The sequence below is a fragment of the Flavobacterium sp. XGLA_31 genome (assembly GCF_051547105.1).
Taxonomy (GTDB): Bacteria; Bacteroidota; Bacteroidia; order Flavobacteriales; family Flavobacteriaceae; genus Flavobacterium.
Window position 1 is genome coordinate 141,814 of the sequence record NZ_JBPTTM010000003.1, and the last position, 22,722, is coordinate 164,535.

The following is a 22,722-nucleotide window of genomic DNA, read 5'->3' on the forward strand; positions in this document are numbered from 1 at the left end:
TTTAATTAAAAATTCAAACCATGACAACAGGAAAAATTAATGTATCAGTAGAAAACATCTTTCCGCTTATCAAGAAGTTTTTATACAGCGACCACGAAATTTTCTTGCGCGAATTAGTGTCTAACGCCACAGACGCCACTTTAAAACTAAAACACTTAACCAGCATCGGTGAAGCCAAAGTAGAATATGGCAATCCCATCATCGAAGTCAAAATTGACAAAGAAGGCAAAAAAATACACCTCATCGACCAAGGATTGGGAATGACGGCTGAAGAAGTAGAAAAATACATCAACCAGGTAGCCTTCTCAGGTGCCGAAGAATTTTTGGAAAAATACAAAGACTCTGCCAAAGACTCAGGCATCATTGGTCATTTCGGTCTCGGATTTTATTCCGCCTTTATGGTAGCCGAAAAAGTGGAAATCATCACCAAATCCTATAAAGAAGAGCCTGCAGCACATTGGACTTGTGACGGTAGTCCGGAGTTTACTTTGGAACCACATGACAAAACTGACAGAGGAACCGAGATCATCCTTCACATTGCTGAAGATTCTTTGGAGTTTTTAGAAGAATACCGAATCCGTGAATTGTTGACCAAATACAACAAATTCATGCCGGTGCCTATAAAATTCGGAACCAAAAAAGAAGCGTTACCAAAACCGGATGACGCCCCTGAAGATTACAAAACCGAATACCAAGACGTTGACAACATAATCAACAACCCAAATCCGGCCTGGACAAAACAACCGGTAGATTTGACTGATGAAGATTATAAAAACTTCTACCGCGAATTGTACCCAATGCAATTTGAAGAGCCGTTATTCAACATTCATTTGAATGTCGATTATCCGTTCAACTTAACCGGAATTTTATACTTCCCGAAAATGTCGGCCGATTTGCAATTGCAAAAAGATAAAATTCAATTGTACCAAAACCAAGTATATGTCACCGATAATGTAGAAGGAATCGTTCCTGAGTTTTTAGGCATGTTGAAAGGGGTAATTGATTCACCGGACATTCCGTTGAATGTATCGCGTTCCTACTTGCAGGCCGATGGCAATGTGAAGAAAATTTCGAATTATATCACGCGCAAAGTAGCCGACAAACTAAAATCGCTATTCAACGAAAACCGAGAAGATTTCGAGAAAAAATGGAACGACATCAAAATCGTTTTGGAATACGGAATGCTGTCTGAGCCTAAATTCTACGAAAAAGCAGGCGACTTCGTTTTGTATCCAAGTGTAGACGACAAATACTATACTTTAGCCGAATTAAAAGAAGCTATTACGGCCAACCAAACCGACAAAAACGGAAAATTGGTAGTCTTATATGCTTCTAATAAAGACGCACAACACGGGTATATTGAAATTGCCAAAGACAAAGGATACGAAGTAATTCTATTGGATTCGCCAATTGTATCTCACTTAATCCAGAAATTAGAAAGTGACAATGAGAACTTGACCTTCACTCGTGTGGACTCGGATCATATCGATAGATTAATACAGAAAGAAGACACTCAGATTTCAAAACTATCGGATGAAGAATCCTCCCAATTGAAAACTGTTTTAGAGGAAATAGTACCAAAAGCCAATTACTCGGTACAATTAGAACCTATGGACAGCACCGCGGCACCGTTCATCATTACGCAACCGGAGTTCATGCGACGTATGAAAGAAATGAGCCAAACCGGTGGCGGCGGTATGTTCGGTATGGGTAATTTTCCTGAAATGTATAATCTGGTGGTAAACACCAACTCTGATTTGGCCACAACCATTTTAAACACCTCAGATAAATCAGCTCAGGAAAGCTTAGTAAAACAAGCCTTAGACTTAGCCAAAATATCGCAAGGCTTACTAAAAGGGGAAGAACTAACCGCTTTTGTAAAGCGTAGTTTTGAGTTGATTAAATAATCCCTCCTAAGGCATTAAAAATATAAACCTGCAAGCTTTCACTTGCAGGTTTTTTGTTTAAATAAATTCCCGAACTTCGTACAGCTAAACAAGTACGGGCAACTCGTGAGTTGTCCTTCTCAATTCATAATTCGCAATCAACATGACATTACACATCGAAACTCCCGCACTCCTATTCTCAGCTACCTCATTAATATTACTGGCGTACACCAACAGGTTTCTAACCATTGCCCAAATCGTGCGCAGCCTCAAAAAACACTATGACGAAGTACACACCAAAAGCATATTGCTGCAAATCAAAAACCTCAACCTGAGACTTTCCCTAATTCGCTACATGCAACTTTGTGGCGTGTTATGCTTGTTTCTTTCTGTCTTTGCGATGCTTTGCTTGTTTTTAGAACAACAAACCTTGGGCATTTGGCTCTTCGGTGCCAGCTTACTGTCGCTTTTGATTTCGCTGGGAATTTCTTTCTGGGAAATCAGCATTTCAGTAACAGCGCTGCGTTTTCATTTAAGTGATTTGGAAGAGGAAGAGAAAAAAAAATAAAAAATGTTAATTTTTCATCTATCTTTACTACTGTCAAAGACTTACAAAACCAAAAAAATCAAACGCTATGAAACAAAAATTACTCTTTTTAACCTTGCTTTCGGTTACTCTAATTGGCTTTGCCAAACCGAAACCGAAAACCACTACCAATCCTGCCATAGGAGTCATGCTGAGCGCATTCAATACCGGCGGTCCTATTTTTTTTAATATTACTATTAAAAATACCGGTGAAGAAATATTAACCAACATCTACCTTACCGATGCCAGTCCAATACCCGGTATGCAATTATCTTCTATCTCTATTCCAAGTTTAGCACCCGGTGAAGAAACAAGTATATCAGCTTTCAAAGAATCTGGACAGAGTATTTGTTTTGATCAAAGTCAAGTAATGGTGCATGCCACATCCTCTTCAAATGTCAATATCGAAATACTCGACTTATCATCGGACCCTAACGGGTTTGACAACAACGGTTTACCCGGCTCCTACTATAATGACATCATAACCAACTCTTCATTCTTTAACTACATTGGCGGTTCACAAGACGGAACGTATGTCGATCTGAACAACAACAATATGGTAGATGTCGGCGATGTCGTGGGATACACTTATAATGTTTATGCCAACAGCAGTCTTACAAGCGGAATGATTTACGATGACAACGCGATTATTGTTAACCCTGTGTTCAGTAACGGTTCTGGTTCAACAACAGGGATTCACTACATTACACAAGAGGAAGTAAATTTGGGGTATGTCTACAATCATTCTTACATCATGACTGATGGCCCTTGTGACTACAGCGGCGGCATCAGTGACAATTCTCCTTGCAGTTGTCCTAATCCTGATAATGCCAACATCATTACACCTTTAACCTCAGCACTGCCAAATCAAATAGCCGGAAATATCAGATTCAATAGCGGCAATGACAATTGTGCAACCGGAGTCAACTTCCCGAACCGAAGAGTCAGCACCACGGATGGCACCTATACCTACAGCACCTACACCAATGCCAACGGCGACTTCCATATTTTGATACCCAACACAGGTACCTATACCACCTCCGCATTAACCAATTTGAGTGCCAATTTTAGTTCAAACCCTACTGCTACTGTAACCAACAGCACCAGTTCCGGAGCCATTTTTTATAATGGTGGTTTCTGTATCAGTTCCGCTACCAATTACACGGATTTGGAAGTAAACATGTTCAACATCAACCAAGCCATTCCGGGCAATGTGGCCACCTACCGAATCACCTACAGCAACCACGGAAGCACCGCATTGAGCGGCAGCATTCAGCTGACCTATGACAACGGAAAACTAACATTGGCCAATGCTACTCCTACTCAAAACAGCAGCACAGCGGCAACGCTTACCTGGAACTATACCAACTTACTGCCTTTCGAAACACGCGCCATAAACCTGTCGCTTAACGTATTGATTCCTCCTACCGTTAACGTAAACGATCTGTTGGCTTTTACTGTAATGGCCAACCCGACAGCCGGCGACAACAACCCCGCAGACAATACCTTGACCTGGAACCAAACCGTGCGAAGCTCCTTCGACCCGAACGACAAAACCGTGATTCAAGGGGCTACCATCTCTCCGGCTCAAGTGCCTAATTACCTAACGTATGTCACCCGTTTTCAAAACACTGGAACAGCCAATGCCACTACTGTGGTCATCAAAGAAACCTTAGACCCGAAACTCGATTGGAGTACTTTCGAACCCATCGCTTCCAGCCACGACGCCTCTATTCAAATCAAAGACGGCAACTCGGTTACCTACACGTATTCAAATATCGACCTTGCCTATGAATCTTCCAACGAACCGGCCAGCCACGGTTGGATGACCTACCGCATCAAACCGAAAGCTAACGTAGTCATAGGAGACATCATGAGCTCTAAATCCGATATTTATTTTGATTACAATGCCCCCGTAATTACCAATACCGTAAACACTCAGGTAACGGCCTTAGGCACTACTGATTTTATCAAAAACAATTTCAAAATCTATCCGAATCCGGCTTCCGCTTATTTTGTTGTAGAAGCCAATACAACAACTGATGCACGCTACGAAATCAGCGACATCAACGGAAAAGTACTGCAATCCGATACAGTAGAAAACCTGAAACCTGTTGACATCAGCAACCTGCAAAGCGGTTTTTATTTGGTCAACATCAAAACAAACCAAGGCAAAGCCACCTACAAACTCATCAAAAACTAAAATGGTAAAACTAAAAAAACGCCCAAGCTTTCACTTGGGCGTTTTTTATTTGAAACAGACAGTCAAATTAGTTGTAAAAATACTCAACCACATCCGTAGAACCACTTCCTCCGTTCGAAGTTCTTGTTAACGGGAAGTTCTGTCCGTTGTAAGTGTAAGTATTAGTAATTGTCGACGAAGAACCATCCTCATGAGTTTCAGTCACAATATTATGAAAAACACCAATCGGGTCACCATCTGTAAAATTAATTTTATCAACCCCTGTTACGTTTTTAAACGGACTGTTTTTGGCATCATAACCATACGTATCCATACCGCCTAAATTCATATCAATCATACTCACATCCCCATTGGTAAAATAAATGGTTCCCGAATCAGAAAAATTATTTTGTTCCGTAAGATTCCCATAATACTTATTTACCGAAATCGTACCATTACCATTGTGAGTATAGATTTCCTTACTGCCATAATTATCCGTGAGTTCCAGCCACGTATAGGTTGTTAATTGGTTATTGTCATTATAGGCATAGGTTTCTCTGTAAATGAGCACATCCGAATCATCATAGTATTCTACTTTGGTCAGCAGGTCACCCGTATAAAAAAAGTTTTGATAATATCCGTTACTAGCCGTCCCTTTCTTTATTTTTTTCCCTTCATAATCAAAAGTAGACGTAACCACAGGAGTACCATTGTGGTAAGTAATGGTCTTGGTCATCAACACATCATTTTCAGTCATCGGAGAGGAATCACTCGAGGAACAGGAAGCAAACAGCAAAGACGATAATACCGTCAGCATAAGTAATTTTTTCATAAATAGCGTAGTTTATTTTTTAGTGAAACAAGTATAAGAAAAATTAACAGTAAATAAGTCATAAATCAGAACCAAATCAAAAAAAACATCCATCCCTTTCCCGAAACACTATATAAACAACACTGACTATTAGGATAATCCTATATTCTGTTGGGTTAATCCCATACTTCTTTGGGACGATCCCATATCCCCTTGGGTTAATCCCATACCCCCTTAGGTTAATCCCATATCCCCTTAGGTTAATCCCATACCCCCTTGGGTTAATCCCATACTTCTTTGGGATAATCCCATATATCCTTAGGTTTTGCCAAATTTTTTTTAGGATAATCCAAAATTCTATCAGAATTGCACACTATTTGATACAACTAAATAAATACTGAAAAAGTTCAATCAAATAACGACCAACATGAAAACAAATCCAACCAATCCCGCCAAACTCCCGCACATGGGTACTTTCATCAAAAATAAAATCGAGGAACACAACACAACCTATGCCGAAATAGCACGCAGAATGAACGTTCATCAATCCACCATCCACGGCTACTTCAGTCAGGAAACCCTGCAAACAAAAGTCCTTTGGAAACTATCACAAGCCCTCAACCACAACCTCTTCACCGATGTCATTCAATTCCTCCCCGAAACACTCCAAAACACCAACAAAACCAGCTTTCAACAAACCATTCAAACGCAACAACAGGAAATCAACGACCTGAAAAAAGAAATCCTCATCTATAAAGAAATTCTAAACAAAAGATAAAAAAAACCGCAACGAATGCTGCGGTCTCTTTTTGATTTATGGTGTAAAATACTATTTACTCAAATACATTTTACGTCTCGAATACAATTCATAAAACTGATCGTCTTTCAAATCGTCAATAAACAAAATACTCTCTCCCGTTGATTTCATCTCAGGCCCCAAAGCTTTGTTCACATTCGGAAACTTACTGAAAGAGAATATCGGTTGTTTGATGGCATAACCGTTCAATTGAGGATTGAAGGTGAAATCAGTTACTTTATTTTCACCCAACATCACTTTAGTCGCATAATTCACATAAGGCTCCCCATAGGCTTTTGCAATAAAAGGTACCGTACGCGAAGCTCTCGGATTCGCTTCAATGATATAAACAATATCGTCTTTAATGGCAAATTGGATGTTGATCAAACCAACAGTTCTCAAGGCCAAAGCAATTTTCTTCGTGTGGTCTTTAATTTGTTGCATCACGAATTCACCGAGGTTAAACGGTGGCAAAGTCGCATTCGAATCGCCTGAGTGTACCCCACAAGGCTCAATGTGTTCCATAATCCCGATGATGTAAACGTTTTCCCCATCACAAATCGCATCAGCTTCGGCTTCAATGGCACCATCCAGATAGTGATCGAGTAACAATTTGTTCCCCGGTATATTTTTCAACAAGTCAATAACGTGCTCTTCCAATTCCTGTTTGTTGATGACAATCTTCATCCCTTGTCCCCCCAATACATAAGAAGGTCGCACTAATAACGGGAAATCCAACACATCAGCCAAAGCGGAAGCCTGGTCGGCATTCTCGGCTACGCCAAATTTCGGGAACGGAATTTTTAATTCTTCCAATAACTCGGAGAAACGACCTCTGTCTTCAGCTAAATCCAAAGCATCAAACGAAGTCCCTAATATTTTAATACCGTAACGGTCTAATTTTTCTGCCAGTTTCAAAGCGGTTTGCCCACCCAATTGCACGATAACGCCTTCCGGTTTTTCATGTCGGATAATGTCATAAATGTGTTCCCAAAATACCGGCTCAAAGTACAATTTATCTGCCGTATCAAAGTCGGTCGAAACCGTCTCCGGATTACAATTGATCATGATGGTTTCATAGCCACATTCTTTAGCGGCCAACACCCCATGCACACAAGAGTAATCAAACTCAATTCCCTGCCCGATTCGGTTTGGCCCCGAACCCAACACGATGACTTTCTTTTTATCAGTCACAACACTTTCGTTACTCACAAATCTTTGTCCGTCGGCGGTTTGAATTTCAGCCTCAAAAGTCGAATAGTAGTAAGGCGTCATGGCCTTAAACTCAGCCGCACAAGTATCCACCAATTTATACACGCGATTGATATTCATCTGTTCGCGTAATTTGTACACTTGACTTTCCAAACAGCCCATCATATGCGCAATTTGACGGTCACCGTAGCCTTTTTGTTTGGCTTCCAGCAAGAGTTCCTTAGGTAAAGTATCCACTTTGTAGTTAGAAATCTCTCTTTCTAACAAGTATAATTCTTCATATTGTTTGAGAAACCACATGTCAATCTTAGTGATTTCGTGAATGCGGCTCAATGGAATCCCCATCGCAATCGCATCGTAAATCACAAACACGCGGTCCCAACTCGCATACGTGAGTTTCTCTATAATTTGTTCGTAGTTCTTATAGCCTTTCCCGTCAGCTCCTATTCCGTTGCGCTTAATTTCGAGTGACTGAGTTGCTTTGTGTAAAGCTTCCTGGAAGGAACGCCCAATGCCCATAACCTCACCTACTGATTTCATTTGTAATCCTAACGTTCGGTCTGAACCTTCAAATTTGTCAAAGTTCCAACGTGGTATTTTGACAATCACATAATCCAACGTAGGCTCAAACAACGCCGAAGTCGATTTGGTGATTTGGTTTTGCAATTCGTCCAAATGATAGCCCAAAGCCAACTTGGTAGCAATCTTAGCGATAGGATACCCGGTAGCTTTCGAGGCCAAAGCCGAGGAACGAGACACACGCGGATTGATTTCAATAGCGACAATATCTTCTTTTTCGTCAGGAGAAACGGCAAACTGCACGTTACAGCCTCCGGCAAAATTCCCGATAGAACGCATCATCAGGATGGCCATATCACGCATCTTCTGAAAAGTCGTATCCGATAAAGTCATCGCCGGCGCCACCGTGATACTGTCTCCGGTATGAATACCCATCGGGTCCATATTCTCGATAGAACAGATGATAACTACGTTATCGTTTTTATCGCGAAGTAATTCCAATTCGTATTCTTTCCAACCCAACAAAGCCTTATCAATTAAGACTTCATGAATCGGTGATGCTTCTAAACCACGAGTCAATAACTCATCAAAGTCTTCTTTTTTGTGTACAAAAGCAGCTCCCGTTCCACCCAAGGTAAACGACGGACGAATAACCAGTGGAAATCCAAATTCCTGAGCAATTTCTTTTCCTTTTAAGAAAGAGGTGGCCGTTTTGGCGGGTGCCGTGGGCACATTTATTTTTTCGAGCAATTGCTTGAACTGCTCACGGTCTTCGGTAATATTGATGGCGTTGATATCAACCCCTATTAACTTTACATTGAAATCCTGCCAGATGCCTTTTTCATCCGCTTCCAAGCACAAGTTGAGCGCAGTTTGTCCACCCATAGTAGGCAATACGGCATCAATTTGCGGGTGTTCTTTTAGGATTTGAATGATGGATTTGGTGGTCAGCGGCAATAAATACACATGATCGGCCATGGAGGGATCAGTCATGATGGTGGCCGGATTGGAATTAATTAAAATCACTTCGATTCCCTCTTCTCTCAGGGAACGGGCGGATTGGGAACCGGCATAATCAAATTCACAGGCTTGTCCGATAACGATAGGTCCGGAACCAATAATTAAAACCGATTTAATGGAGTTGTCTTTAGGCATTGTAGTTAGTGTTGTTGTGTTGTTTAGTTGTTGAGTAATCAAAAATAAAGCGTTTGCAGCGATATGTCGAAAACTTGCTTTTGAAACTTATGAAATTTTATAAACAAGTTTAAAAAAAAGGCGCTACTAATAAAAGTAACGCCTTGATATAGATTAGTTTCTAATCATTATTTTTTGTGTCTTGGTTCGCAAGATACTGTCAATTTATGTCTTCCTTTAGCTCTACGACGCGCAAGGACTTTTCTTCCATTTGCAGAAGCCATTCTGTCCATAAATCCGTGTTTATTTCTTCTTTTTCTTTTCGATGGTTGAAACGTTCTTTTGCTCATTGCTTTGTATCTTTAAAATCGTGTATTAATATCTTTGGTATACGGCTCCTTCAAAACCGAGTGCAAATATACAAACCTTTTTTTTTCTGGCAAGCAGTTTTATAAAAATATTTTCAAATCCTTTTATTACCTTTGCGACCACAAAAATAACTATTATGTTTCACAGATTTATCAAATTAATTATAGCGGCTCTTTTAGTAGCCACAGCCATCTGGCAATTTACCGAAGGTAATATCGGTAACGGGATTTTTCTTATTTTACTGACTGCCATTCCGATTTTTCTTTATTACAAAAACGAGTTCATTCTTTTGGCTTTCTTAAAACTGAGAAAGCAGGATTTTGCCGGAGCTAAAGTATGGTTGGATAAAATCAAAAACCCCGAAACTGCTTTAGTCAGAAAGCAACAAGGATATTACAATTACCTACACGGTTTAATGTTATCGCAAACTAACTTACACCAATCTGAGAAATTCTTCAAGAAAGCCATTGAATTGGGATTGAGTATGGATATGGATTTGGCTGTAGCCAAATTAAACTTAGCGGGAATTGCCATGTCAAGAAGACGTAAATTGGAAGCCACCGCTTTGTTAAACGAAGCTAAAAAGTTGGATAAACAAAATATGCTGAAGGATCAGATTACAATGATGAAAGAACAGATGAAGAAGATTTAAGTAAAAAGCAATGTATTTATAAAAAACATCCCGGGAAACCGGGATGTTTTTTTATTTAGTCATCAGCATTTTACCAGCTATGATAAGCAGTATAACGCCGAATATTTTTCGCAATGTTTTTTGATCAATATTGATGGCTATTTTGCTTCCGTAATAACTTCCAATTATGAAAAAGAGAGCGATAATCATTGCGTATTTCCATTCAACTTGTCCGGCTTTATGGTAATTCAGCACTGCCAAAAATGCTATGGGCGGCAACATCACTGCCAAACTTGTTCCTTGCGCCTGCTGTTGTGTTAATCCTATATACAAAAGCATTGGGACAATTATAATTCCGCCACCAATTCCGATTAATCCGCTCAACATCCCTGCGACTAGTCCGACAAACATCAAGATTAAAACCGTTGACACATTCATTTTCATCGTTTAATACCCGGATAAGGGAATTTTGATTTCGTATCTTTTTTTAGTCGGATTAATCAGCTTTTTATCGCGCAGCCAAGGATTTTGAATTTTCAATAATTTATAATTGATTCCTTGAGAAAAAGCAAAACCGGCTAAATCATTGATGGTACTGTCAACCTCGACTACTTTAGTCGGAATGGGCGCATATAAATCCGTTGGATAAATACTAAATCCATATTTGGCAGGTTGCTTCATGATTTCTTTTAATGCCAAGATTCGGAAGACATAACGTGAAGTTTCTTCAGTGAGTCCCAAATCGTAATAGTTAGTCACCTTTTGTTCTTCTATTTTTTTACTCAACCCGTTCATTCCTCCGTTATACGATGCTGCTGCCATCGTCCAGGAACCAAATTTTTGTTTGGCAGCTAAAAAATATTTACAAGCGGCTTCCGTAGACTTTTCCAAATGATACCGTTCATCAACTATATCATTAACTTCCATACCTTTTTCTTTGGCAGTATCTGGCATAAATTGCCAGACTCCTTTGGCTCCTGCCGGTGAAGACGCATTTACCAATCCGCTTTCAATAACAGCCAAATATTTAAAATCGTCGGGAACACCATATTGCTGTAATATTGGTTCTATGATAGGAAAGACCCGGTTCGCGCGTTTGATAATCAAGGCAGTAGTAGCGTCTAAATTAGCATTAATCAACAACTCTCTGTCCAATCTTTCTTTAACATCTGTAATTTGCAAAGGAGTGACTTCTCCGGCAAAGTCAATACTTTCCGGAAAGTAGTAGGCAGTGCCTTCATGCAAGGCCTTGTTTTTGTTGTCGCCGGCTATACCAAAAACGAGCATACCCGAAACCAAAACTATGGCCAAAGTAGACAAAAGGGCTTTATTCGTTTTCATAATCAATTCTTTTAAAAGGTAAAACTACAAAAATCGAACCTCAATCACATACTATCTAACATAATTTTAGGCAAATTATCATTGAGCCAGCGGTATTTTGTCAGAATCATAATATGCGTTCCTCCTTTGACAATTGTGCACTTTTTAATATGCTTTATCGGAAAAACTTCGTCGGCATCACCATGAATATGAATGATTTCAGGATCAACTTCAGTTCTTTTCCAGTTGATAATATTTTCAATCGACCAATCTAAATAATGTTTGTCGCGAACGGAAAGAAACTTTTCATACAACTTGAGTCTTTGCTTAGCATAATCTCCCAAAGCAAATTTGGCCAGTTTTTCTACATTTTCAAACAATCGGGTCGGAATGAGTTTGTATGCTTTGGTGGCCTTGGCGACTTTCATTCGTCTTGGCAATTCCGCATTTGACTTCACGCTGGAAATGATAATTACTTTTTTAGGATTTAAAAACTGTTTCATTTCCTGAACTAAAATACCGCCAAAAGAAACTCCTACTAAAATGGCATGTTCATGCTTGACATTATGGGCCATTCTTTGAGCATACGCTTCTAACGTCTCCTGGTTTTCGGGAAGAAACCATTCCAGCAAGTGCATTTCAAATGTGTCAGCAGGCAGTTGAATTCGTTCAAAAATAGTAGAACTGGCTGCCATTCCTGGCATAAAATAAACGTGAATTTTAGTCATTATATAGCTGGAAGCTCGTTATTTATTAGTAAATTTGCATAAAAATAATCCTTTTATTTTACTTGATTATGAACACAACTGTTTTTTCTGAAAAAATGGAAATCAAAGACAATACTTTTGCCCGACAGTTTGAAACCTTGGTGGATGGCAAATTGATTTCTGTAGAATATTCATTTCAAGAAAAGAAAATATTCCTAACAAGAATAAATACTTTTGATGGTTTTGAAGATGAAGAATTTATCACTGATTTATTAAAAAACATTATGGAGATTGCCTACGAAAGAAAACTGAAAGTAGTTCCGATTTTACCGAAAATTGCGCAATTCTTCAGAAAAAATACTACGTACCGAGATTTACTTCCTCCGGGAATTAAAATATAAATAGTATTCCAAAATGTTAAAAGTCGCCCAACAATTGTTGAGGCGACTTTTTTATTGGATTTTTTTTATATTTATAAAATGAATACAGCTGACTTTCGCCAAGGCATCATAGACTACTTCGAAACCATTGACAAGTATTACGGTTCTAAAACTGAAATCACCGAAGGCTTGTGTACTGATATAGACGCTTCAGATGCTAATCTGACCACTTGGAACTTATCCGAATTTGAATTAATCCGTTCAGCGTACCGAAATAAAGGAGCGAAATTCATGATGGAAGGTCCTAATATGTACTATGAAATATCGGCAGACAGGATTGTAAGTTTCCAACAAAACGGACGCAACCAATTTGAATTTATTGAGCAATATGGGGAAACCGTTTTTCGAATTACCAAGATTCGGTTTCACTATAAATATTAAACTTCTATGTTCAAAAACTCCATTCTCACTGAACCGTCATCGTCAATTTTGGTCAAATTAATTTGATGCAATGCGTTGATTAATTCCGGATTCCAAGGTGTTTTTACTTTAACATAGTTTTCAGTAAACCCGTGAATATATCCTTCCTTATTTTCACTTTCAAAAAGCACTGTTCTATTGGCACCGATTTGACTTTCATAAAACGCACGTCGTTTTTTCACAGACAATCCACGTAGCATTTTGCTGCGCTTGTTGCGCACATTCATCGGCACGACATCAGCCATTTCGGCGGCTTCGGTATTGTCTCTTTCCGAATAGGTAAACACATGCAGATAGGAAATATCCAATTCATTTAAGAAGTTATAGGTCTCCAAAAAGTGTTCGTCAGTCTCTCCCGGAAAGCCTACAATCACATCCACCCCAATACAAGCATGAGGCATTACTTCACGGATTTTGTAAACACGGTCGGTATAAACTTCGCGCAAATAACGACGTTTCATTTTTTTCAAAATTTCATTACTTCCGCTTTGCAATGGGATATGGAAATGCGGCACAAATGTTCGGCTTTTTGCCACAAACTCAATGGTCTCATTTTTGAGCAAATTGGGTTCGATGGAAGAAATACGCAAACGCTCTATTCCTTCTACCGCGTCTAACGCTTTGACCAAATCTAAGAAGGTATGTTCATGTTTTTTATTACCGAATTCACCCTTACCATAATCGCCAATGTTCACTCCGGTCAACACAATTTCTTTGATGCCTTGCTTAGAAATATCAGCCGCATTTTTGAGCACATTTTCCAATGCATCACTGCGCGAAATTCCACGTGCTAAAGGAATTGTACAATAGGTACATTTATAATCGCAACCGTCCTGCACTTTTAAAAAAGCACGGGTCCTATCGCCAATGGAATAACTGCCTACGTAAAAATCAGCCTCTTCAATTTCGCAGGAATGCACCTCTCCCATATCGTTTTTAGACAAGTCATTGATGTAATCGGTAATTTTGAATTTTTCAGTAGCACCCAATACCAAATCTACCCCATCAACAGCAGCCAATTCCTCGGGTTTTAATTGCGCATAACAACCCACCGCTGCAACGAATGCTTTTTCGTTGAGCTTCATGGCTTTCTTTACAATTTGCTTGAATTGTTTGTCGGCATTATCAGTAACCGAACAGGTATTGATGACATAAATATCGGCGATTTCTTCAAAATCAACCCGATCAAATCCTTCGTCCTGAAAATTGCGGGCGATGGTCGATGTTTCTGAAAAGTTCAGTTTACATCCCAGCGTGTAGAACGCTACTTTTTTTCTTTGTTCCATAAATAAACTCAATTGATGAAATCGTTGTCAAAAATTGAGGTTGCAAAGATAAACACATTCAAAGAAAAACCACAACTACTTTTAGCAATTGTGGTATCTTTATGCAGTTCATTTTCAAATCAATATTATTCTTTTCGGTATTTTTTAGTTTCCTCAAAAACGTGTTCTAAAATTTTAGCATCCTGTTCTGAAAACTCCACTTGACGTCTTGCCATCACAATTTTAGCCGTTTGAAAAGCTTTGGAAGTCAAATACGTTGTAAATCCTGAAGCTCCGCCCCAAGAGAAACTCGGCACAAAATTGCGCGGAAATCCGGCTCCGAAAATATTAGCAGAAACCCCTACTACCGTCCCGGTGTTGAACATCGTATTGATACCGCACTTGCTGTGATCTCCCATCATGAGTCCGCAAAACTGCAAACCGGTTTTGGCAAATCCTTCGGTTTCGTAACTCCACAAACGCACTTCTTCGTAATTGTTTTTGAGATTGGAATTGTTGCTGTCTGCCCCAATATTACACCATTCTCCTAAAACGGAATTACCCAAAAAACCGTCATGCCCCTTATTAGAATAGCCCATTAAAACGGAATTACTTACTTCTCCTCCAATAACAGAGTGAGGTCCGACAGTGGTAGCACCATACACTTTAGCAGCCAATTTCACTCTCCCCGATTCACACAAAGCAAAGGGACCACGAATGACTGAACCCTCCATGATTTCGGCATTTTTCCCTATATAAATAGGCCCGGTAGAAGCATTTAAAGTAACGAATTCCAACTTAGCTCCTTCTTCTATAAAAATATTTTCAGGCGCAATGACATTCACACTTTTCGGTATAGGCTGCGAATGTCTGCCTTCGGTAATGAGCTCAAAGTCCTCTCGCAAGGCTGCATCATTTTTGGCAAAAATATCCCAAGTATGCTCTATATTCAAACAGTCATCACTGTATTCAATAATTTCATAAGTATCAAAATCAATCTCTTCCTGAGTATCATTAGTATAAAACGCAATTACTTCTTCTCCTTTGAAGATGGCTTGGTTTTTTTCTAACCCGATAACCATTTCGGCCAACACATCATTGGGCAAAAACGCCGCATTGATCATTACATTATCCTCCATTTCTACCATAGGAAATTTTTCAGAGAGATATTCTTCGGTTAAAGTAGTGGTAGTATAGCCCAAATGTTTTTCCCATTTCTCGCGTATGGTCAGAATTCCGACACGAATATCGGCAACAGGTCTTGTAAAAGTAAAGGGAAGTAAAGCATTACGAACAGCGCCGTCAAACAGTATGTAGTTCATGTCAGTTTCTGGTTATATAAAGTTGCGGATTCAAAGTTACAAAGTTTATTGCATAAAAAAACCACTCACTTTCGTGAATGGTCTTTCTAAAATTTGAACACTTAAAACTATTATTTTCCGTGTTTTGCGTATTTGCTTTTGAATTTATCAATACGTCCTGCAGTATCGATAAGTTTAGATTTACCTGTGTAAAAAGGGTGAGACGTTCTTGAAATCTCCATTTTATAAACTGGATATTCAACACCTTCGTGCATGATAGTTTCTTTAGTTTCTACTGTAGATTTAGTGATGAACACGTCTTCATTTGACATGTCTTTGAAAGCAACTAATCTGTAATTTTCCGGGTGGATTCCTTTTTTCATGATAAATCTTGTTATGTTTTTGAAGTAGTTTGTTTCGAAGCTTCTGCTTGAGAAGGTATAAACTGACTACAACTTTTAATTAATTCTTTTTTTAATTTGAGAGTGCAAAAATACAACTATTTTTCAAAAATCAAACCAATCTGTAACTTTTTTTAAATGTTTCACACTTAAGCATAGTAATAACGGAATTACTATATTTGTTGATTGATTTATTAATTAATAAAAAATTATGGACAAACCTATCTCTCCTGCCAAATCCGCACTGCAATTCGGAGTGCTCTTCGGAGTCTTAATGATACTCGAATTGGTTATTTCTTTTGCAACGAGCATTAATCCGGCAACGAACAAAGCTTACGGAATCGTGATTAACTTACTAAACTTTCTGATCATGCCAGCAGGTTTGATTTTGATGGGATGCAATAATTTCAAAAACAAAATTAATTCCGGGTACATTTCTTTAAGCGAAGCCTTAAAAGTAGGTGTAACCATTTGCGTTATAGCTGCTTTATTGTACGGTATTTTTTCAGGAGTATTCAATATGATTTTTCCCGAGTTCGTGGAAGAAACGCTAAGAAACGCTAAAACAGCCATGCTGCAACAAAATCCGGAAATGCCCAAAGAGCAAGTAGAAATAGCGATTTCCTTCACTAAAAAATTCATGAACCCGGCCATTGCAATTCCGGCAACAGTAATCATGTATGCCTTTATCGGTCTAATTTATTCGCTTATTATAGGAGCCATTGTCAAAAAAGAGGCTCATCAAAGTTTTTAATTAATGAATTTATCCATCATAATTCCGCTACTCAACGAGCAGGAATCTTTACCCGAATTACATCAGTGGATTGTCAAAGTCATGACAGCCCACCACTATTCTTATGAGGTCATTTTTATAGATGATGGCAGCACTGATGATTCGTGGGCCATTATTGAAAAGTTATCCCAAGAAAATCCAAATGTGAAAGGCATACGCTTTCTTAGAAATTTTGGAAAATCACAGGCATTACATGCCGGTTTTGCGAAAGCTCAAGGTGATATCATTATCACAATGGATGCTGACCTGCAAGACAGCCCGGATGAAATTCCGGATTTGTACAATATGGTCATGACCCAAAACTATGATTTGGTTTCCGGCTGGAAAAAGAAGCGCTACGACAACGCTGTGACCAAAAACCTGCCTTCCAAATTATTCAATTGGGCCGCTCGAAAAACCTCTGGTGTCCATTTGAATGATTTCAACTGCGGCTTGAAAGCTTACAAAAAAATTGTCATCAAAAACATTGAAGTTTCGGGTGAAATGCACCGTTACATTCCGGTTTTAGCCAAAAATGCCGGTTTTGGAAAAATTGGCGAAAAAGTAGTCATTCATCAGGCTCGAAAATACGGGGAATCCAAATTTGGCATGAGCCGTTTCATCAATGGCTTCCTAGATTTGATTACCATTTGGTTTTTGTCCAAATACGGCAAACGTCCGATGCACCTCTTCGGAGCGCTTGGTGTGGTGATGTTTATCATCGGATTCGTTTCTACTTTTTTGATTATTGGCATCAAACTTTTGAAATTATTTGCCTTTCACGAACAAACCATATTAGTGGCACAAAATCCACTTTTCTACATTGCCTTAACCGCCATGATTATTGGCTCACAATTATTCTTAGCCGGATTTTTAGGCGAAATTATACTTCGTACTAAAAACAATGAAGAGCGCTATAAAATATCCAATGAAGTTAATTTGTAATCAGATTAACTTCCCAGTTAAATTTATTTAAAATGCATATTGAACAAAACATATTAGACAAAGTAAACGAATGGCTTACTCCAACTTTCGATACTGAAACCCAAAATCAAATCAAAGAAATGATGACTTCTTCTCCTAAAAACCTGGAGGAGAGTTTTTATAAAAATCTGGAGTTCGGAACTGGTGGAATGCGTGGTATCATGGGAGTTGGCACTAATCGTATCAACAAATATACCTTGGGAAAAAACACGCAAGGCTTATCGGATTATCTTAAAAAATCATTTCCTCGCGAAGAACTAAAAGTGGTTATTGCTTACGATTGTCGCCATAACAGCAATACTTTGGCTAAAGTAGTTGCCGATGTGTTTTCAGCCAACGGAATCAAAGTATTTCTATTTTCGGAAATGCGTCCGACTCCGGAATTATCCTTTGCGGTGAAATATTTAAACTGTCATGCAGGAATCGTCTTAACCGCTTCGCACAACCCTCCGGAATACAACGGATATAAAGTATACTGGCAGGATGGCGGACAGTTAGTACCCCCGCAAGACGGTGAAATCATTCAGGTAATTGAAAATTTAAAATACAGCGAAATTAAATTCGAAGCCAACGAAAATTTAATCGAATATATTGATGTGGCTGTTGACAATGCTTTTATCGATTCGACAGTGGCCAATGCGAGTTTTAACACATCTGCAGAAGCACGGAAAAACTTAAAAATTGCATACACCTCACTTCACGGAACATCCATCAAAATGGTTCCCAAAGTTCTGGAAACCGCTGGTTATACTGATGTCAACATTGTTCCGGAACAAGCCGAACCCAATGGCGATTTTCCAACCGTTATTTCTCCAAATCCGGAAGAACCGGAAGCATTGACTATGGCATTGGCATTAGCGGAAAAAATCAATGCAGACATAGTTTTTGGCACCGACCCGGATAGCGATAGATTGGGCGTTGCCGTTAGAAACAACAATGGGAAAATGATTTTGCTCAACGGAAATCAAACGATGACTGTGATGACACATTATTTATTGGAACAATGGCGTAAAGCAGGCAAATTGGACGGCAAACAATTCATCGGCTCAACTATAGTATCGACCCCAATGATGCTCGAATTAGCTTCGGCTTATAACGTAGAATGTAAAGTGGGCTTAACCGGCTTCAAGTGGATTGCCAAGTTCATCAAAGATTTCCCTGAACTTAAATTTATTGGTGGTGGCGAAGAAAGTTTCGGATTTATGGTGGGTGATGCCGTTCGCGATAAAGATGCGGTTGGAGCTATCTTATTGATGTGTGAAATTGCAGCACAAGCCAAAGAAAAAGGCGGTTCGGTTTACAAGGAACTGCAACAAATGTTTGTTGACTTTGGTTTCTATAAAGAACATTTGATTTCGATCACCAAAAAAGGAATCGAAGGCGCCAATCAAATCAAGCAAATGATGATTGACATGCGTGAAAAACCTGTTTCTGAAATCAACGGACAACGAGTGATTATGGTCGAAGATTATCAAAATTCTACTGCCCGAAACCTACTAACTAATGAATTGGAAACTTTGTCGGTTCCAAAATCAGACGTATTGATTTATTACTTAGAAGACGGTTCGAAAATCTGCGCACGTCCAAGCGGCACAGAACCTAAAATAAAATTTTACTTCAGTGTGAATGCCGCTATCGAAAGTTTGGAAGAAATTCCGGCTGCGGAAGAACAGTTGGATACCAAAATCAAAAATATAATTTCTGAAATGCAGTTGAACTAATGAGTAGTTTTAAGAAAATACTTCCTTTTATCAAGCCGTACAAAAAGTACGCATACCTGAACATCTTTTTCAACATCTTGTATGCCTTGTTCAGCACGTTGTCGTTTATGGCTTTGATTCCGATGATGCAGGTATTGTTTGACCAAACCAAACGTAATACCGTTAAACCTGTTTTTCAGGATATTGCTCATTTCAAACATTATTTGGAAGATTTTCTAAGCTATTACATCACAACCACTACAGATGAAAAAGGAGTCAGCTTCACGTTGGCCGTTATGGTTGCCATTATCATTTCAATCTTTTTGCTGAAAAACCTAAGCGATTATTTTGCCATGTTTTTTATCAACTTTTTGCGAAACGGCATCATGCGCGATTTGCGAAATGCGATTTACAAAAAAACATTAGAATTGCCGCATTCTTTCTTTTCCGAAAAGCGAAAAGGAGATTTAATTTCCCGTATTTCGGGAGACGCCAATGAAGTACAAACTTCTATGTTATCGATGCTGGAGCTGATTGTCAAAGAACCCTTAACGATTATTTTCACTATCATCATGATGTTTACCATCAGCTTGAAACTGACAGTGTTTGTATTTATTTTCATTCCGGTTTCCGGGTATATTATTTCCCTGATTGGAAAACAATTAAAACGAAAGTCAACCCGTATGCAGGAAGAACAGGGAACTTTTCTTTCTACTATAGAAGAAACCTTGGGCGGATTGAAAGTTGTTAAAAGTTACAATGCTGAAAATTATTTCAACAAAGTTTTTCAAGGATCAACCACCCGCTTTTTTAACCTATCCGTCAACATTGGAAACCGTCAAAACCTGGCTTCACCAGTAAGTGAGTTCATGGGAATTATGGTTATTGCCATTTTACTTTGGTATGGGGGAAACATGGTTTTAATTGAAAAAACCCTGAATGGTGCGGCTTTTATTGCCTACATGGGACTGGCATACAACATTCTCACTCCAGCTAAATCCATCTCAAAAGCCTCATACAGTGTCAAACGCGGAAATGCAGCGGTAGAACGTATTTTTGAAATATTGGAACAGGAAAATCCGATTGTCAATAAAGAAAATGCCATCAAGAAAGAAACCGTAGAAAGTGGTATTTCAATTGAAAACATCGACTTCCGTTATGAAGAAGAAAATGTATTGAAAAAATTCTCTCTACACATCCCGAAAGGAAAAACGGTAGCATTAGTAGGGCAATCCGGAAGCGGAAAAAGTACGATTGCTAATTTGCTGACGCGTTTTTATGATGTAAATGAAGGCCAAATCAAAATAGACAACACCGACATCAGAGACATCGACATCAAATCCTTACGCACCATGATGGGATTGGTAACCCAAGATTCGATTTTGTTTAATGATACAGTTAAGGCCAATATTGCTTTAGGAAAACAAGAGGCAACCGATGAAGAAGTCATTGAAGCCTTAAAAATAGCTAATGCCTACGAATTTGTAAAAGATTTGCCGGAAGGTATTTACACCAACGTTGGCGACAGCGGTAACAAACTTTCGGGGGGACAAAAACAGCGACTATCTATTGCTCGCGCTGTGTTGAAAAATCCACCGATTATGATTTTGGACGAAGCCACTTCGGCTTTGGACACCGAAAGCGAAAGACTGGTGCAACAAGCTTTGGAGAACATGATGCAAAACCGAACTTCAGTGGTCATCGCTCACCGACTCTCTACCATTCAAAAAGCAGACGTGATAGTAGTTATGCAAAAAGGTGAAATTGTAGAACAGGGAACTCACGAAACGCTTTTGGCCAAAAACGGCATGTATTCCAAATTGGTTTCTATGCAATCTTTTGAATAATGTACCTGCACAATCCAAATATCAAATTGCCTGAAGTTCCCGATACGGTGGTTTGGAAATACTTGGATTTGTCGAAATTCTTGGATTTACTGTTATCGCAAAAGTTATTTCTATCTCGATCTGATAAATTTGAAGACCAATACGAAGGGACATTTAGTGAGCCAACCTATGAAGAAATCAAAAAGCTCTCGGAAAACAATCCTGAATTTTTAGCCTATTACAAAACCCACCGGGAGAAAGTAGTGGTGAGTAGTTGGCATATCAACGAATACGAATCGTTTGCCATGTGGCAAATTTTTACTCAAAACAGTGAAGGATTAGCTATTCAATCTACCATTGGCCGACTGCAAAAAGCATTAGAAGTTGAGAAAGATTTTAAACAATACATTGGGGAGGTAAATTATATTGACTATAAGAAAGAGTACATTCCTTTCGACGATATGTTTTTCCCGTTTTTGTTTAAGCGAAAAAGTTTTCAGTACGAACGTGAAGTGCGCATCATTACAGATATTACTTCGGAGAATATTAAAATCAACGATGGTTTAAAAATAGACGTCGATATCCGTCAACTCATAGAAAAAATTTACATTCATCCCAAATCTGAAAATTGGTACAAACGATTGGTGATTGAATTGGTTTCCAAACTCGGTTTTGATTTTGAGATTGAAAAATCCGATTTGGAAAGTGATATCCTGATTTAAATCGGTTTGTATCCCTGAACCTTCCAGTCTTTATCTAATAAATCCACAAAGTGATACTGAAGATTGTCTTCAGCATCAAACTCCCCATTTTTATTAGTATCTTCAATAGTCCTGAAATACAAAAGATGTTTCGTTTCGAGAATCTTCCAGTCAATTAACTCCTGAAAATCGACGGAAAGCTTGGTGAATTTTTGCCCGGAAATGGTACTGATGTACAGCGATTTAATATCACTACTATTCAGTTTACCATCTTTATTGGTATCCATATCAGCCAAGGTATACACTAATAATTGTTGCTTGGTTTTATCAGCCAAAGTTTTCAAATACGTAGCCGTCTCGATCAAAATTGGTTTATCTGTCAAAGCATAAATAGTGTCCTTTCCTATTTCCTGAAACTTCAGGTTTTTCAAATAGCCTGTAATTTGGTATTCCCCATAGTTGGAAACCGTAAAACTGGTTTCTTCATCAGGGCTTCTAAATTCATTAGCAGACTTCCCGTTTTTTTTGTAATAATTTAAATCACCCACCGGATGAATTAAATAATTTGTTCCTTCCATATTGACAGGCAAATCTGCCACGGCTACCTGTGAAGTATCTACCGGAACAACCGGTTTAGTCTTAGAACTGACATCATAGGTTACTTTGGGTCTTTCTTCTTCCTGCTTTTTGCAGCTGATAAAAAACACCGTTAGGATTGCTGTTATATAGGGAAGATACTTTTTCATTTCTATGAGATTA

22 protein-coding genes are annotated in these 22,722 nt (G+C 38.8%); 12 read left to right on the forward strand and 10 right to left on the reverse strand.

All coding sequences use genetic code 11. The annotated features are described in order from the left end of the window. The first annotated feature begins 20 nt into the window (after positions 1–20). The 3 genes from htpG to ACSVH6_RS07200 all read left to right on the forward strand — a co-directional run bounded on the left by htpG (position 21) and on the right by ACSVH6_RS07200 (position 4,675). The gene (gene htpG, locus ACSVH6_RS07190) at positions 21–1,907 is read left to right on the forward strand and encodes a molecular chaperone HtpG (protein ID WP_438076994.1); all 1,887 of its coding nucleotides are present in this window, start codon (positions 21–23) and stop codon (positions 1,905–1,907) included. A 142-nt stretch (positions 1,908–2,049) separates the two neighbouring features. Next, positions 2,050–2,454 carry a DUF2721 domain-containing protein gene (locus ACSVH6_RS07195; RefSeq protein WP_438076996.1) on the forward strand — a complete coding sequence of 135 codons (405 nt, stop codon included), beginning with the start codon at positions 2,050–2,052 and terminating at the stop codon, positions 2,452–2,454. Between the two features lie 67 nt (positions 2,455–2,521). Then, complete coding sequence (locus ACSVH6_RS07200; RefSeq protein WP_438076998.1) at positions 2,522–4,675, forward strand: DUF7619 domain-containing protein; 2,154 nt, start codon at positions 2,522–2,524, stop codon at positions 4,673–4,675. Positions 4,676–4,742: 67 nt separating this feature from the next. Here ACSVH6_RS07200 and ACSVH6_RS07205 read toward each other — a convergent pair whose 3' ends face one another. Then, positions 4,743–5,486 carry a hypothetical protein gene (locus ACSVH6_RS07205; protein ID WP_438077000.1) on the reverse strand — a complete coding sequence of 248 codons (744 nt, stop codon included), beginning with the start codon at positions 5,484–5,486 and terminating at the stop codon, positions 4,743–4,745. Between the two features lie 406 nt (positions 5,487–5,892). Between ACSVH6_RS07205 and ACSVH6_RS07210 the strand changes: the two genes are divergently transcribed. Further along, the gene (locus ACSVH6_RS07210; protein WP_438077002.1) at positions 5,893–6,243 is read left to right on the forward strand and encodes a helix-turn-helix domain-containing protein; all 351 of its coding nucleotides are present in this window, start codon (positions 5,893–5,895) and stop codon (positions 6,241–6,243) included. Between the two features lie 51 nt (positions 6,244–6,294). Here the strand turns inward: ACSVH6_RS07210 and carB are convergent, their stop codons facing one another. Together carB and rpmH are read right to left on the reverse strand one after the other, a co-directional pair. Beyond that, positions 6,295–9,147, reverse strand: coding sequence for a carbamoyl-phosphate synthase large subunit (gene carB, locus ACSVH6_RS07215; protein WP_438077004.1), 2,853 nt, complete (start codon positions 9,145–9,147; stop codon positions 6,295–6,297). 167 nt (positions 9,148–9,314) lie between these two features. Next, positions 9,315–9,476: a 50S ribosomal protein L34 gene (rpmH, locus tag ACSVH6_RS07220; RefSeq protein WP_007136275.1), complete on the reverse strand. Its 162-nt coding sequence runs from the start codon at positions 9,474–9,476 to the stop codon at positions 9,315–9,317. A 155-nt stretch (positions 9,477–9,631) separates the two neighbouring features. On the opposite strand from rpmH, the gene ACSVH6_RS07225 reads away from it, so the two are divergent. Then, positions 9,632–10,147: a DUF2892 domain-containing protein gene (locus tag ACSVH6_RS07225; RefSeq protein ID WP_438077011.1), complete on the forward strand. Its 516-nt coding sequence runs from the start codon at positions 9,632–9,634 to the stop codon at positions 10,145–10,147. Between the two features lie 51 nt (positions 10,148–10,198). Here ACSVH6_RS07225 and ACSVH6_RS07230 read toward each other — a convergent pair whose 3' ends face one another. The 3 genes from ACSVH6_RS07230 to ACSVH6_RS07240 are packed head-to-tail and all read right to left on the reverse strand — an operon-like array spanning position 10,199 to position 12,150. Next, complete coding sequence (locus ACSVH6_RS07230) at positions 10,199–10,570, reverse strand: sulfite exporter TauE/SafE family protein (RefSeq protein ID WP_438077013.1); 372 nt, start codon at positions 10,568–10,570, stop codon at positions 10,199–10,201. A 3-nt stretch (positions 10,571–10,573) separates the two neighbouring features. Then, positions 10,574–11,467, reverse strand: coding sequence for a lytic transglycosylase domain-containing protein (locus ACSVH6_RS07235; protein WP_438077015.1), 894 nt, complete (start codon positions 11,465–11,467; stop codon positions 10,574–10,576). A gap of 44 nt (positions 11,468–11,511) precedes the next feature. After that, complete coding sequence (locus ACSVH6_RS07240; RefSeq protein ID WP_438077017.1) at positions 11,512–12,150, reverse strand: alpha/beta hydrolase; 639 nt, start codon at positions 12,148–12,150, stop codon at positions 11,512–11,514. 119 nt (positions 12,151–12,269) lie between these two features. Between ACSVH6_RS07240 and ACSVH6_RS07245 the strand changes: the two genes are divergently transcribed. Both ACSVH6_RS07245 and ACSVH6_RS07250 read left to right on the forward strand, forming a co-directional pair. Further along, positions 12,270–12,554: a GNAT family N-acetyltransferase gene (locus ACSVH6_RS07245; protein ID WP_438077556.1), complete on the forward strand. Its 285-nt coding sequence runs from the start codon at positions 12,270–12,272 to the stop codon at positions 12,552–12,554. 78 nt (positions 12,555–12,632) lie between these two features. After that, entirely contained in the window at positions 12,633–12,974 is a 342-nt protein-coding gene (locus tag ACSVH6_RS07250; RefSeq protein ID WP_438077019.1) for a hypothetical protein, read from the forward strand. On the opposite strand, the gene mtaB is transcribed toward ACSVH6_RS07250, so the two are convergent. The 3 genes from mtaB to ACSVH6_RS07265 all read right to left on the reverse strand — a co-directional run bounded on the left by mtaB (position 12,971) and on the right by ACSVH6_RS07265 (position 15,962). Beyond that, complete coding sequence (gene mtaB, locus ACSVH6_RS07255) at positions 12,971–14,299, reverse strand: tRNA (N(6)-L-threonylcarbamoyladenosine(37)-C(2))-methylthiotransferase MtaB (protein ID WP_438077021.1); 1,329 nt, start codon at positions 14,297–14,299, stop codon at positions 12,971–12,973. The two genes, ACSVH6_RS07250 and mtaB, sit on opposite strands and share 4 nt — an antisense overlap. Positions 14,300–14,424: 125 nt before the next feature. Beyond that, entirely contained in the window at positions 14,425–15,600 is a 1,176-nt protein-coding gene (locus ACSVH6_RS07260) for a GlmU family protein (RefSeq protein WP_438077023.1), read from the reverse strand. 110 nt (positions 15,601–15,710) lie between these two features. Next, a complete protein-coding gene (locus ACSVH6_RS07265; protein WP_438077025.1) occupies positions 15,711–15,962 on the reverse strand; it encodes a type B 50S ribosomal protein L31 in 252 nt (83 codons plus the stop codon). A 229-nt stretch (positions 15,963–16,191) separates the two neighbouring features. On the opposite strand from ACSVH6_RS07265, the gene ACSVH6_RS07270 reads away from it, so the two are divergent. The 5 genes from ACSVH6_RS07270 to ACSVH6_RS07290 are packed head-to-tail and all read left to right on the forward strand — an operon-like array spanning position 16,192 to position 21,984. Next, on the forward strand, positions 16,192–16,734 hold the full coding sequence (locus ACSVH6_RS07270) for a DUF4199 domain-containing protein (protein ID WP_438077027.1): 543 nt from the start codon (positions 16,192–16,194) through the stop codon (positions 16,732–16,734). A 3-nt stretch (positions 16,735–16,737) separates the two neighbouring features. Then, the gene (locus ACSVH6_RS07275) at positions 16,738–17,697 is read left to right on the forward strand and encodes a glycosyltransferase family 2 protein (protein WP_438077029.1); all 960 of its coding nucleotides are present in this window, start codon (positions 16,738–16,740) and stop codon (positions 17,695–17,697) included. A 32-nt stretch (positions 17,698–17,729) separates the two neighbouring features. Next, entirely contained in the window at positions 17,730–19,457 is a 1,728-nt protein-coding gene (locus ACSVH6_RS07280) for a phospho-sugar mutase (RefSeq protein ID WP_438077031.1), read from the forward strand. Beyond that, entirely contained in the window at positions 19,457–21,283 is a 1,827-nt protein-coding gene (locus ACSVH6_RS07285; protein ID WP_438077032.1) for an ABC transporter ATP-binding protein, read from the forward strand. The genes ACSVH6_RS07280 and ACSVH6_RS07285 overlap by 1 nt, the downstream gene beginning before the upstream one ends. Then, positions 21,283–21,984, forward strand: coding sequence for a hypothetical protein (locus ACSVH6_RS07290; protein WP_438077034.1), 702 nt, complete (start codon positions 21,283–21,285; stop codon positions 21,982–21,984). Before ACSVH6_RS07285 ends, ACSVH6_RS07290 begins: the two co-directional genes overlap by 1 nt. On the opposite strand, the gene ACSVH6_RS07295 is transcribed toward ACSVH6_RS07290, so the two are convergent. After that, a complete protein-coding gene (locus tag ACSVH6_RS07295) occupies positions 21,981–22,709 on the reverse strand; it encodes a hypothetical protein (RefSeq protein ID WP_438077036.1) in 729 nt (242 codons plus the stop codon). The genes ACSVH6_RS07290 and ACSVH6_RS07295 overlap by 4 nt on opposite strands. Between the last annotated feature and the right edge of the window lie 13 nt (positions 22,710–22,722).

What these genes read in the sequence shown, in the direction of transcription:
- htpG (WP_438076994.1), top strand. Translation starts at nt 21, where the DNA reads ATGACAACAGGAAAAATTAATGTATCAGTAGAAAACATCTTTCCGCTT.
- ACSVH6_RS07195 (WP_438076996.1), top strand. Translation starts at nt 2,050, where the DNA reads ATGACATTACACATCGAAACTCCCGCACTCCTATTCTCAGCTACCTCA.
- ACSVH6_RS07200 (WP_438076998.1), top strand. Translation starts at nt 2,522, where the DNA reads ATGAAACAAAAATTACTCTTTTTAACCTTGCTTTCGGTTACTCTAATT.
- ACSVH6_RS07205 (WP_438077000.1), bottom strand. Translation starts at nt 5,486, where the DNA reads ATGAAAAAATTACTTATGCTGACGGTATTATCGTCTTTGCTGTTTGCT.
- ACSVH6_RS07210 (WP_438077002.1), top strand. Translation starts at nt 5,893, where the DNA reads ATGAAAACAAATCCAACCAATCCCGCCAAACTCCCGCACATGGGTACT.
- carB (WP_438077004.1), bottom strand. Translation starts at nt 9,147, where the DNA reads ATGCCTAAAGACAACTCCATTAAATCGGTTTTAATTATTGGTTCCGGA.
- rpmH (WP_007136275.1), bottom strand. Translation starts at nt 9,476, where the DNA reads ATGAGCAAAAGAACGTTTCAACCATCGAAAAGAAAAAGAAGAAATAAA.
- ACSVH6_RS07225 (WP_438077011.1), top strand. Translation starts at nt 9,632, where the DNA reads ATGTTTCACAGATTTATCAAATTAATTATAGCGGCTCTTTTAGTAGCC.
- ACSVH6_RS07230 (WP_438077013.1), bottom strand. Translation starts at nt 10,570, where the DNA reads ATGAAAATGAATGTGTCAACGGTTTTAATCTTGATGTTTGTCGGACTA.
- ACSVH6_RS07235 (WP_438077015.1), bottom strand. Translation starts at nt 11,467, where the DNA reads ATGAAAACGAATAAAGCCCTTTTGTCTACTTTGGCCATAGTTTTGGTT.
- ACSVH6_RS07240 (WP_438077017.1), bottom strand. Translation starts at nt 12,150, where the DNA reads ATGCCAGGAATGGCAGCCAGTTCTACTATTTTTGAACGAATTCAACTG.
- ACSVH6_RS07245 (WP_438077556.1), top strand. Translation starts at nt 12,270, where the DNA reads ATGGAAATCAAAGACAATACTTTTGCCCGACAGTTTGAAACCTTGGTG.
- ACSVH6_RS07250 (WP_438077019.1), top strand. Translation starts at nt 12,633, where the DNA reads ATGAATACAGCTGACTTTCGCCAAGGCATCATAGACTACTTCGAAACC.
- mtaB (WP_438077021.1), bottom strand. Translation starts at nt 14,299, where the DNA reads ATGGAACAAAGAAAAAAAGTAGCGTTCTACACGCTGGGATGTAAACTG.
- ACSVH6_RS07260 (WP_438077023.1), bottom strand. Translation starts at nt 15,600, where the DNA reads ATGAACTACATACTGTTTGACGGCGCTGTTCGTAATGCTTTACTTCCC.
- ACSVH6_RS07265 (WP_438077025.1), bottom strand. Translation starts at nt 15,962, where the DNA reads ATGAAAAAAGGAATCCACCCGGAAAATTACAGATTAGTTGCTTTCAAA.
- ACSVH6_RS07270 (WP_438077027.1), top strand. Translation starts at nt 16,192, where the DNA reads ATGGACAAACCTATCTCTCCTGCCAAATCCGCACTGCAATTCGGAGTG.
- ACSVH6_RS07275 (WP_438077029.1), top strand. Translation starts at nt 16,738, where the DNA reads ATGAATTTATCCATCATAATTCCGCTACTCAACGAGCAGGAATCTTTA.
- ACSVH6_RS07280 (WP_438077031.1), top strand. Translation starts at nt 17,730, where the DNA reads ATGCATATTGAACAAAACATATTAGACAAAGTAAACGAATGGCTTACT.
- ACSVH6_RS07285 (WP_438077032.1), top strand. Translation starts at nt 19,457, where the DNA reads ATGAGTAGTTTTAAGAAAATACTTCCTTTTATCAAGCCGTACAAAAAG.
- ACSVH6_RS07290 (WP_438077034.1), top strand. Translation starts at nt 21,283, where the DNA reads ATGTACCTGCACAATCCAAATATCAAATTGCCTGAAGTTCCCGATACG.
- ACSVH6_RS07295 (WP_438077036.1), bottom strand. Translation starts at nt 22,709, where the DNA reads ATGAAAAAGTATCTTCCCTATATAACAGCAATCCTAACGGTGTTTTTT.